The 9,547-nt window shown below is 55.8% G+C and carries 8 protein-coding genes and 1 pseudogene; 7 read left to right on the top strand and 2 right to left on the bottom strand.

What is annotated here, in order from left to right; genetic code table 11:
• The first annotated feature begins 84 nt into the window (after nt 1-84).
• The 7 genes from KKG35_08560 to KKG35_08590 all read left to right on the top strand — a co-directional run bounded on the left by KKG35_08560 (nt 85) and on the right by KKG35_08590 (nt 8,130).
• Nucleotides 85-525 carry a MarR family transcriptional regulator gene (locus KKG35_08560; GenBank protein ID MBU1738177.1) on the top strand — a complete coding sequence of 147 codons (441 nt, stop codon included), beginning with the start codon at nt 85-87 and terminating at the stop codon, nt 523-525.
• Nucleotides 526-620: 95 nt separating this feature from the next.
• Nucleotides 621-1,253, top strand: a complete 633-nt coding sequence (locus tag KKG35_08565; GenBank protein ID MBU1738178.1) for a nitroreductase family protein — start codon at nt 621-623, stop codon at nt 1,251-1,253.
• Between the two features lie 66 nt (nt 1,254-1,319).
• Complete coding sequence (locus KKG35_08570) at nt 1,320-1,877, top strand: pyridoxamine 5'-phosphate oxidase family protein (protein ID MBU1738179.1); 558 nt, start codon at nt 1,320-1,322, stop codon at nt 1,875-1,877.
• Between the two features lie 98 nt (nt 1,878-1,975).
• A complete protein-coding gene (locus tag KKG35_08575; GenBank protein ID MBU1738180.1) occupies nt 1,976-2,554 on the top strand; it encodes a DsrE/DsrF/DrsH-like family protein in 579 nt (192 codons plus the stop codon).
• A gap of 136 nt (nt 2,555-2,690) precedes the next feature.
• Complete coding sequence (locus KKG35_08580) at nt 2,691-3,215, top strand: hypothetical protein (protein ID MBU1738181.1); 525 nt, start codon at nt 2,691-2,693, stop codon at nt 3,213-3,215.
• Between the two features lie 425 nt (nt 3,216-3,640).
• Nucleotides 3,641-4,792, top strand: a complete 1,152-nt coding sequence (locus KKG35_08585; protein MBU1738182.1) for an efflux RND transporter periplasmic adaptor subunit — start codon at nt 3,641-3,643, stop codon at nt 4,790-4,792.
• Complete coding sequence (locus tag KKG35_08590; protein ID MBU1738183.1) at nt 4,789-8,130, top strand: efflux RND transporter permease subunit; 3,342 nt, start codon at nt 4,789-4,791, stop codon at nt 8,128-8,130. Before KKG35_08585 ends, KKG35_08590 begins: the two co-directional genes overlap by 4 nt.
• Nucleotides 8,131-8,273: 143 nt before the next feature.
• Here the strand turns inward: KKG35_08590 and KKG35_08595 are convergent, their stop codons facing one another.
• Both KKG35_08595 and KKG35_08600 read right to left on the bottom strand, forming a co-directional pair.
• Nucleotides 8,274-8,984, bottom strand: a complete 711-nt coding sequence (locus KKG35_08595; protein ID MBU1738184.1) for a methyltransferase domain-containing protein — start codon at nt 8,982-8,984, stop codon at nt 8,274-8,276.
• 173 nt (nt 8,985-9,157) lie between these two features.
• Nucleotides 9,158-9,537, bottom strand: a pseudogene (locus tag KKG35_08600) (DUF86 domain-containing protein).
• Nucleotides 9,538-9,547: the final 10 nt, after the last annotated feature.

Genomic DNA, 9,547 nt, shown 5'->3' on the forward strand with positions numbered 1-9,547 from the left:
TGTTTCAATTAAACGAGCCCCTTGACGATCATCCGCCGGATCATTAGTTTAATATTAAACTATTAGACATCGAGGTGTTGGCAGATGAAATATCGTGGTGATCAAAAGGAGAGGTTGGCGTTAAGCACTTTCGTGAAGCTTTCCAGGGCCGGAGAGACGATTTCCGCACTGGTGCACGGGCCGCTGGGCGCCGAAAAACTGACGGTGAGCCAGTTCGGTGTTCTTGAAGCCTTGTACCATCTTGGGCCGATGTGCCAGAAGGAGATCGCGGCAAAGATCCTGAAAAGCACGGCCAACCTGACCACCGTGATCGACAATCTGGAAAAGCGGGAACTGGTTCTTCGCACCCGCAATCAGGACGACCGGAGATATTTCACCATTGCCCTGACGGGCGATGGGGAGGAGTTGATGAAAAATATTTTTCCGGGCCATGCGAAGCGGATTGCCGGGGCGATGGGCAATCTCACCGCCGAGGAGCAGAAACAGCTGGGAATTCTGTGCAAGAAACTTGCTGGAAAATTATAAGCTGAGTTGAGCAGCGTGCCTGCTTATACGAAACTTATACCCGAAGGGTGCAAGTGAAGAATTTGATATCAAACGATTACATAAAGGAGACAACCATGAACTTCCGTGAAATAGTTGAAAAGAGACGGGCCATTAATTTTTTCGACCCGGAAAAAGATGTTTCCGATGAGTTGTTGACCGAAATGATCGAACTGGCAGCCAAGGCCCCTTCGAGCTTCAATCTTCAGCCCTGGAACCTGATTATTCTCCGGGAGCAAAAAGAGAAGGAGGCGCTGAGAAAACTGGCCTGGGACCAGCCCAAGGTTACCGAAGCGCCGGTGGTCCTGATGGTCCTGGCCGACAAGAAAGGCTGGCAGGAGGGCCATCCGACCGTCGAAAAGAACTGGCGGGAAATGGTTGATTCGGGAATTATGCAGCCCGAGCAGCGGGGGTGGTTTCTCGATGCGGCGAAATCCCTGTACGACTGGAGCCCGGAGGCGAACCTGGCCTTTGCCGCCAAGAACGCGGGGTTTTTCGGGATGGCCCTGATGTATGCCGCCACCAGCCTCGGTCTCGAAACCCATCCGATGGACGGATTCGACCATGAAGGGGTCCGGAAGGAATTCAAGATTCCGGATACTTTCTGGGTCCCGCTGCTGCTGGCAGTCGGTTACCGGAAACCCGGTCTTCAACTTTTGCCGCCCAAGTGGCGGAAATCGAAAGAAGAGATCGTCGTTGCGTTCGCGTAAACGCGCGTCAGCGACGCTGGCTGGAAAAGGCGGTTTGTTCTGCCTGTACAATCCGGAGAGTACTGAATGCGTAAAGCGAACAAGGAGATCAACGACCCGGCCGTGATTGAGGGGCTCCTGAATGAGTGTCAGGTCGGGCGCCTTGGAACGGTCGGGCAGGATGGCTACCCGATGATCAAACCGCTTAATTTCGCCTATGCCGAGGGGCGGATCTACTTTCACTCCGCCCTGGCCGGGGAGAAGATCGATCATCTCGACCGTGATGACCGGGTCTGCTTTGAAGTGGATCTTCCCCTGGCGCTCGTCCGGGCGGTCAACCAGCCCTGCGAGGCGGCATACCTCTATCGCAGCGTGATCATCAAGGGCAGGGCGCATCTAGTTACCGATGATGCGGAGCGGGGGCTTGCCTTTCGCAGTCTGATGGCCAAGTATCAGCCGGATGGCGGGTTCGGTGACTACCTTCCGGAGAAACTGGCGATTACCGGGATTGTCCGGATCGAGATCGAGTCATTGACCGGCAAGGAAGACCTGGGCCAGGGAAAGATCCATGAACAGCTTCTGGCGGCCCTTGCCCGGAAGGACCCCCTGCCGGTGATCCTGAAGAGGGGCCTGGACGAAAAATAGATCTGGCACGGTTTTGTCGAATGGTGATTAAATAGGATTGAGTGATGCTGAGTGATCTTCGCCGGAAGAGTGGCATAAAGACAAGGCGGGCCCTGGATATGGAAAAAGAACACCGACAGAAGGTTGCGGGAAATTCAGCCGCTTCTGCTGATCTTCAGAAAAAGGTAGCAGAGCTGGAAGAGCGGATTGCCGCACTTGAGAAAAAGGGTGATCAACTGAGCCTTGTCCTCTTCAGCGGGGATCTTGATAAGGCGATGGCCGCTTTTATTATCGCCAATGGCGCGGTTGCCATGAACATGAAGGTCACCATTTTCGCCACTTTCTGGGGATTGGATGTCCTGAAAAAATCTACTTTTGCGACCACCGGCAGAGGGTTTCTCGAGCGCCTGCTCCTGGCCTTGCGACCAAAAGGGCCGGAGAATCTCCCCACCTCAAAAATGAACTTTGGTGGCATTGGTCCGAAACTGTTCCGTTATATGATGAAGAAGAAAAACGTGATCCGGCTGGAGACGCTTATCCGGATGGCCCGGGAAGCCGGAGTGCGAATTATCGCCTGCCAGATGACCGTTGACCTGATGGGGATAAAGCCGACAGACCTGATTGACGGCTTGGAGCCCGGCGGGGTAGGCGCGTTTCTCGCCAGCGCTGCGAAATCCAACACGACGCTGTTCCTGTAAGCCGGATTGCTGTTGTTTTCATGATCCTTCGACAGGCTCAGGATGAGCGGTATCAAGCTGAGTTGAGCAGACGAGCTGTTCAACGCAGCTTTAATGAATGCCGGCTGCTTCGCCGACTGCTTGAACAGGGGGCTTTATGACCTTTACGTCAGAAATAACAGATGAAGAGCCGCAGGAATTTGCAGCGGATTCTCCGGTTTTGCATCTTGTGGTGGGGATCGATTATATCTTCACTAAGCTGGGAGTCACGGAATCTTGTTTTCGTAATCCTTCCAACCTGAGCGAAGAGAATGCAAAAGTAGCCGGGATGACCAATAGCTTTTTACAGCCTACACGCATCGGCAGAAAAGCGGTGCTAGGGAAAGCCGATTTTTATTACGGTCGTAAATTCAATCTGACGCCCGATGTCTATGAATTGGTTTCTTTCGATGCTCCGAAGGACATATTCGCGTTTGTTGAAAACCGGGTCAGGGAGACGCTTACCGATTATATGAGTATCCATAGAGAAAATTTCAGACTGAGCCTGGATATTCAAAACGGCGTGATTACGAGTTTATCGAAAATTGGATTTGACGAGGAATTTACATACCTTTTGAAAAATACGGTTCTGACCATCGGTGACCTTGAAAAGATTATTCAAGGTGTGCTGGCAATCGCATAGGAAAAGGCGGCGGGTGGTCATTACAGGGGTTTTGGCGATTTTTTCATGCCTGTTTTCCACAAGAAGGGAGAAGCCAGGAGCCAGGAGTTAGAAGCCAGGAGCCAGGAGCCAGGAGCCAGGAGTCAGAAGTTAGAAGCCAGGAGTTAGAAGCCAGAATGACGGATTTATTTACCCTTCGGGTACTCACTTCAATACCCCTTGAGGAGTATACGTCTCGATGTCTCGCATGCTCGCTAATCGGTACAACAGACGAGTTGCTCAAATCGGCTTTAAGCTTTCCTCCTGGCTCCTGGCTTCTAATCATGGAATGCCGCCATGACTTGGGACCATTTGATGACAGCAAACCAATATCTTGAGGCAAGTCAGAAAGTTGAGTCCTACTATAGAAGAACGCGCATCCAGTGGTGGAAAAAGAGGATAGATTCATGACGGACACGGAAAAACAGCCCGGCAGCCTCCGGGCAAAAATCGTCAGGCTGATCTGGGGAGCGCTTCCCGCTTTGATGCTGGTCGGACTTGTGTTTCTGATCATCGTATTTTTTACCGCAATCAGCGCGAAGAAGACCCGGTTGGCGGAAGAACAGGCCCGGGCCCTGTCCGCCGGGCGGCCGGCGGTCAATGTGGTGCTTCTGGAAATTCAACCCCGGCCGATCAGCGACCGGCTCAACCTGCCGGGCGCTATCGAGCCATGGCTCGATCTGGAGCTGCTTGCCAAGATCGGCGGGGAAGTGGTCGAGGTGCCGGTGAAAGAAGGGGACTGGCTGCAGGAGGGTGAGGTGATCGCCCGGGTCGACCCGGAGGATTACCGGATTGCCCTCAACGCGGCCGAATCCGCCGCCAGTCTGGCCCTGACCAACCTGGAGCGGACCCGGAGCCTGTTTGACAACGGTTTCTCCCCCAAGGCGGAACTCGATGTGATGGAGGCCCAGGAGCAAGCCACCCGGGCCACCCTGGATCAGGCACGGCTGCTGCTCGCCCGCTGCAATATCACTGCCCCGATCTCCGGGGTGATCCGCCGTCTGGACGCCAAGGTCGGCCTGCTCCTGAAGAATGGCGATCCCATTGCCCGGATCCTGCAGATCGATAAGGTAAAGGGAGTGATCGGCATCCCCGAATCGGATGTCAGCAGTGTCGCCCGCCTCGACCGGGTGCCTTTAACCCTGCAGGCCCTGGACAACCGCACCGTCACCGGGCGCAAACATTTTCTCGCTTCTTCCCCGGAAAACGTGGCCCGGCTCTACCGCCTCGAGCTGGCGATCGACAACCCTGATCGGTCGATCCTGCCGGGCATGTTCGTCAAAGCCGATCTCGTCAAGCAACGGGTGGAAGAGGGGTTGACCGTCCCCATCTATGCCATCCTGAACAGGAACGATGAGCGCTTTGTCTTTATTGAAGAACAGGGCGTCGCTGTGCGTCGCCCGGTTGAACCGGGGATCACCGAGGAGTGGCGGGTCCAGATCGTCAGCGGGCTCGCGGTCGGCGACCGGGTGATCGTCGAAGGCCACCGGGCGGTGGAGGAGGGCCAGGAGCTCAATATCGTCAAGACCATTACCGGTATCGGGGAGTTCGCCAGATGATCGTGTCCGATACTGCGGTTGAGAAAAGCACCACGGTCATGGTGCTCGCCCTCATTATCCTCGTGTTCGGGGTCTACTGCTATAATGTCCTGCCCCGGGAAAGCTCGCCGGATATCACCATTCCCTACGTCTTTGTCAGCGCCGATTACCGGGGAGTGTCGCCGGCCGATGTCGAGACCTCCATCACCATCGAAATCGAGAAAAAGCTCAAGGGGATCGACGGGGTCAAAAAGATCCATTCGGTCAGTTCCGAAGGGCTCTCCATGACCAGTATCGAGTTCGTGACCGGCACCGATATCGACAAGGCGCTGCAGGACGTCAAGGACAAGGTTGACGAGGCCGGAAATGAACTGCCCTCCGACCTGGAAAATGATCCCACGGTCTTCGAGGTTAATTTTTCCGAAATGCCCATTGTGGTCTACTCGTTGAGCGGCACCTGCGGCCTGGCCACCCTGAAGGAAATCGGTGATGATCTCAAGGATGAGATCGAGGCCATCCCCGGGGTCCTGGAAGTTGAAGTGACCGGCGGCCTGGAGAGGGAGATCCGGGTCGAGGTGCTGCCGGAAAAACTGGCCTACTACGGCATTTCGATCCCGGTGTTCCAGCGGATCGTTTCCAGTGAAAATCAGAACACCTCGGGCGGGGCTCTGCGGCTGGGAAACGGCCGTTTCCAGCTCCGGGTCCCCGGCGAATTCAAGACCCCGTCCGAGATCTACGGCCTGGTCATGGGGACCCATAACGGCCAGCCCGTGTATCTGAAGGATCTGGCCCGGGTGGTGGACGGCTTCAAGGATGAGACCAGCCGCTCCCGGCTGGACGGCCGGAGCGCGGTCAATATCACGGTCAAAAAGCGGACCGGCGAAAACATCATCGCCATCACCGACCAGTTGGATGAACTTCTGAACCGGAGCGAGAAGACCTGGCCCAAGGATACCGAGATCACCAAGGTTCTGGACATGGCCAAGGATATCCGGGCGATGGTGGCGGATCTGGAAAACAACATCCTCACCGGACTGGTGCTGGTGGTGGGAGTATTGCTCTTCTTTCTCGGACTGCGCAATGCCGTGCTGGTCGGTCTGGCGATTCCCTTTTCGATGCTGCTCTCCTTCACCGTCCTGTACATCATGGGGGTGACCCTCAACATGGTGGTGCTCTTCTCCCTGACCCTGGCCCTGGGGATGCTGGTGGACAACGCCATCGTCATTGTCGAGAACATCTACCGCTATATGCAACAGGGCGTGCCGAGGTCGGAGGCGGCCAAACGGGCCACCGCCGAGGTGGCCTGGCCGGTGATCGGCTCAACCCTCACCACCCTGGCGGCCTTTTCGCCGATGCTTTTCTGGCCGGGGATTATGGGGGAGTTCATGGGCTATCTGCCCCTGACCCTGATTGTCACCCTCACTTCGAGTCTGTTTGTCGCCATGGTGATCAACCCGGCCCTGGCCGCAGTCTTCATGAAGGTTGAAAACGGTGGCCACCAGGGTGCTGCGGAAATCAGCGGCGAGCAACTCCGGGCGGCCGGTGAAAAACCCATTGAAATCCGGGGCTGGTTCCTGAAATTCTACACCGCCACGCTCCGCTTCTGCCTGAACCGGCCGCTCGTGATAGTCGGCACTGCCTTTGCCTGCCTTATCCTTCTTTTTCAGGCCTGGCTGCTGGTGGTCGGCATTGAGAAGCCGGTGGAGTTCTTCCCGGAGATTGATCCCAAATCCATGTACGTCAATATCGATACCCCCGAAGGGGCGGATCTCGATTATATCGATACCATCATGCGGCGCATCGAAATGGCGGTGGCCGGGGTTCCGGAGGAGGAACTCTACGGCAAGGCCGAGGACCCGGCGGCCTACCTCGCGGCCATGGCCGCCAAGGAGCACCGGAAGGCGACCGGGGAGAGCTTTTTCGGCCCCAGCGATCTGGTCAATATCAAGGACATCTATATCAAGGCGGTCAGCACCTCCGGCGGCGGTTCGGCCTTTGCCTCCAACGCCCCCAACCATGTGGGCATCCAGTTTCTCGACATCGAAGAGCGCACGACCCCCTCATCGGAGACGGTCAAGGAGATCCGCCGGCGGGTAAAAAACATCCCCGGCGGCAAGATCACCGTCGCCATGCAGGAAGAGGGGCCGCCCACCGGCGCGCCGATCAACATTGAAATCGGCGGCGACAATTTTCAAATCCTCGGCGCCATTGCCCGGGAGATCAGGAACCAGCTCGCCAAACTGCCTTCGGTGGAGGATATCCGGGATGATTACGTTGAAGGCTCCCCCTCGGTCCGGGTCCGGGTGGACCGTCAGAAGGCTGCCCTCTTCGGCCTGACCACGGACAATATCGGCTTTGCCCTGAAGACCGCCTATAACGGGCTGGATGTTTCCTCCTACCGCGAAGGGGATGAGGATTACGACATCACCGTCCAGCTCTCGGAGCAAGACCGGCGGGTTACCGATATTCTTCGGGAGTTGATGGTCCCCACCATCAGCGGAGAACTGGTGCCCCTTTCCACTCTGGCCACCGTGGATTACAGCGGCGGCCTCGGTGATATCGTCCGGATCGACAACCAGCGGGTGGTCACGGTCAAGGCCAATGTCGATGAAGGCAAAATTCCGGGTCCGGTGGTCCGGGCCCAGGCGGAAAAACTCCTGGCCCGGCTGACCCTGCCCCCCGGCTACACCATTCGTTTTACCGGGGAGAACGTGGAACAGGCGGAGTCCCAGGCCTTTTTGAGCAAGGCCTTTGTCATTGCCTGTTGCCTGATTTTTCTGATCCTGGTCAGCATGTTCAATTCGATTTCCCAGCCCTTTATCATTATGACCTCGGTCATCCTCTCTCTGGGCGGCGCCTTTCTCGGGCTTGCGGTGTATCGGCTGCCCTTTGGCATCATCATGACCGGGGTCGGGGTCATTTCCCTGGCCGGCGTGGTGGTGAACAACGCCATCGTTCTGATTGATTACATCAATAAATTGCAGGCGAGGGGGTTGCCGCTCAAGGAGGCGGTGGTCGCCGCCGGGGCCACTCGCCTGCGCCCGGTGTTGTTGACCGCCATCACCACTATTCTCGGCCTTATTCCGATGGTCACCGGGGTCTCCTACGACTTCCGCAACTGGCAGATTTCCTGGGTCAGCGAGTCGAGTCAGTGGTGGCAATCCATGGCGGTGGTGGTCATTTTCGGTCTGATCGTCGCAACCTTTCTGACCCTGATCCTGGTGCCGACTCTCTATTGTCTGTTTGCCCGGATCGAGGAGGCTCGCGGGACCTCGTTCCGCCGGCTCCGCCGCCTCTACTGGAAACCATATTCCTGGCTGGCCGGCGAAAAATCAGACGGCGGGGATGGGTTCAGCTGAATAGATTTTTTTTGTTTATTGTGGGGAGGGATATCCTGTAGTTCAATAATGCAATAGTGCAGGCCTGACCCACACCCCCAGAAGATGATATGGCGCATCGGATTCGTACATGTCAAAGCTGAGGTGGAGCAATTCCTTTCGACTCAGGGCTGTCTGGTGCAGTAGTAGGTTGCGATAACCCCGTCCCGGATTTCGGAGTTGTCGATGGTAAATCCGGCTCTGGTCAGCAATCCCGCCATGATCCAGTCATAGGTGGAGAATTCGAGACGGAAATGGTCTTCGGCGTCCTGGCGCATTTCCCGGCCTCCCGCTTCCCCCAGCCGGGCCAGCAGGGCCTCGATATTGGCGAATGCCCCTTCGGGCACGATAACCACGTCGTTGAGGTAGAGTCTGCCTCCGGGCTTCAGCATTCGATGCATGCGTTCCAGAGCGATCCTTTTCCAGAAATCCGGCAGATGGTGTAAGGCCAGGGTGGAGGTGATGAAGTCGGCGGGCGGGCCGTCATATTCAAAGGTCAGGAAGCCGCCGTGATGAAAATCGATGTTTCCTGCCCCGGCCTTTCTCGCCTTGATCCGCGCGTAATCGAGCATGGCCTTCGAAACATCGACCCCATGTGCCTGTCTGCAACGTTCGGCGGCGAGTATGGCAAAGATGCCTGTCCCGCAACCGAAATCGATCAGAATATCATGTTCCCCCACCCCAAGCGTATCAAGAACGCGTAAGCTTTCCCCTTTCAGGTCCCGGAAGTCCGAATGTCTTGATTCAAACTCCGCAACCTCCTCGGCCTTGCCATAGTCCTTGCCCACCTGGGCGAATTCATTATATTCCCAGGTTATCTTGTTTTTCTTGGTCATAAATATTGATCATGGTTTTATTGGGGTTTACTGCCAAAGGGGGCAAAAGCGGGAGTGACCCCTTTTCTCGCAGGGTGTTTAGGGAAGACTTTTATAAAGACCACGGAAGACGGGCGTCAGGTTAATGGCCAGGACCAAATGAATGTGAGAATGATGCGGTCGGCTGATTGATTTCAGTGCTCGTCCTGTAAGTCAGCAATGATTTTCCCGGTCATTTTGATCAACCTGGGGAGTTTTGTTTCGCATACATCGAAAATGGCTTCAACGTTTACATCGAAAACTGATGGCTGATAATGTCTCGAAGTCCCATGGCCTTTTTCCACTCCACTCCAGGGTATTCGGAGAGAAGTGCACCTTGGGTTATCTTATCCAGATTCTTCAGGCTTTCTCCGATCGTAATTAACAACATGCAGATGGAATCAAATTTCTCCATACCGGCAGAAGTGTCGGTTAAATCGGCGACGGACCGTACTGGTTCAAACCTTGCCATGATGGTCTCAGAGCTTTGCAGAATCTGCTTGAGAATGTGGCAGGCAAGGTTTTTGTCATACATAAACCGCATC

The sequence above is a fragment of the Pseudomonadota bacterium genome (assembly GCA_018823285.1).
In the GTDB taxonomy this organism is placed as follows: domain Bacteria; phylum Desulfobacterota; class Desulfobulbia; order Desulfobulbales; family JAGXFP01; genus JAHJIQ01.

Bases quoted from the DNA above. Each gene is read 5' to 3' on its own strand.
- KKG35_08560 (MBU1738177.1), top strand. From the start codon at position 85: ATGAAATATCGTGGTGATCAAAAGGAGAGGTTGGCGTTAAGCACTTTC.
- KKG35_08565 (MBU1738178.1), top strand. From the start codon at position 621: ATGAACTTCCGTGAAATAGTTGAAAAGAGACGGGCCATTAATTTTTTC.
- KKG35_08570 (MBU1738179.1), top strand. From the start codon at position 1,320: ATGCGTAAAGCGAACAAGGAGATCAACGACCCGGCCGTGATTGAGGGG.
- KKG35_08575 (MBU1738180.1), top strand. From the start codon at position 1,976: ATGGAAAAAGAACACCGACAGAAGGTTGCGGGAAATTCAGCCGCTTCT.
- KKG35_08580 (MBU1738181.1), top strand. From the start codon at position 2,691: ATGACCTTTACGTCAGAAATAACAGATGAAGAGCCGCAGGAATTTGCA.
- KKG35_08585 (MBU1738182.1), top strand. From the start codon at position 3,641: ATGACGGACACGGAAAAACAGCCCGGCAGCCTCCGGGCAAAAATCGTC.
- KKG35_08590 (MBU1738183.1), top strand. From the start codon at position 4,789: ATGATCGTGTCCGATACTGCGGTTGAGAAAAGCACCACGGTCATGGTG.
- KKG35_08595 (MBU1738184.1), bottom strand. From the start codon at position 8,984: ATGACCAAGAAAAACAAGATAACCTGGGAATATAATGAATTCGCCCAG.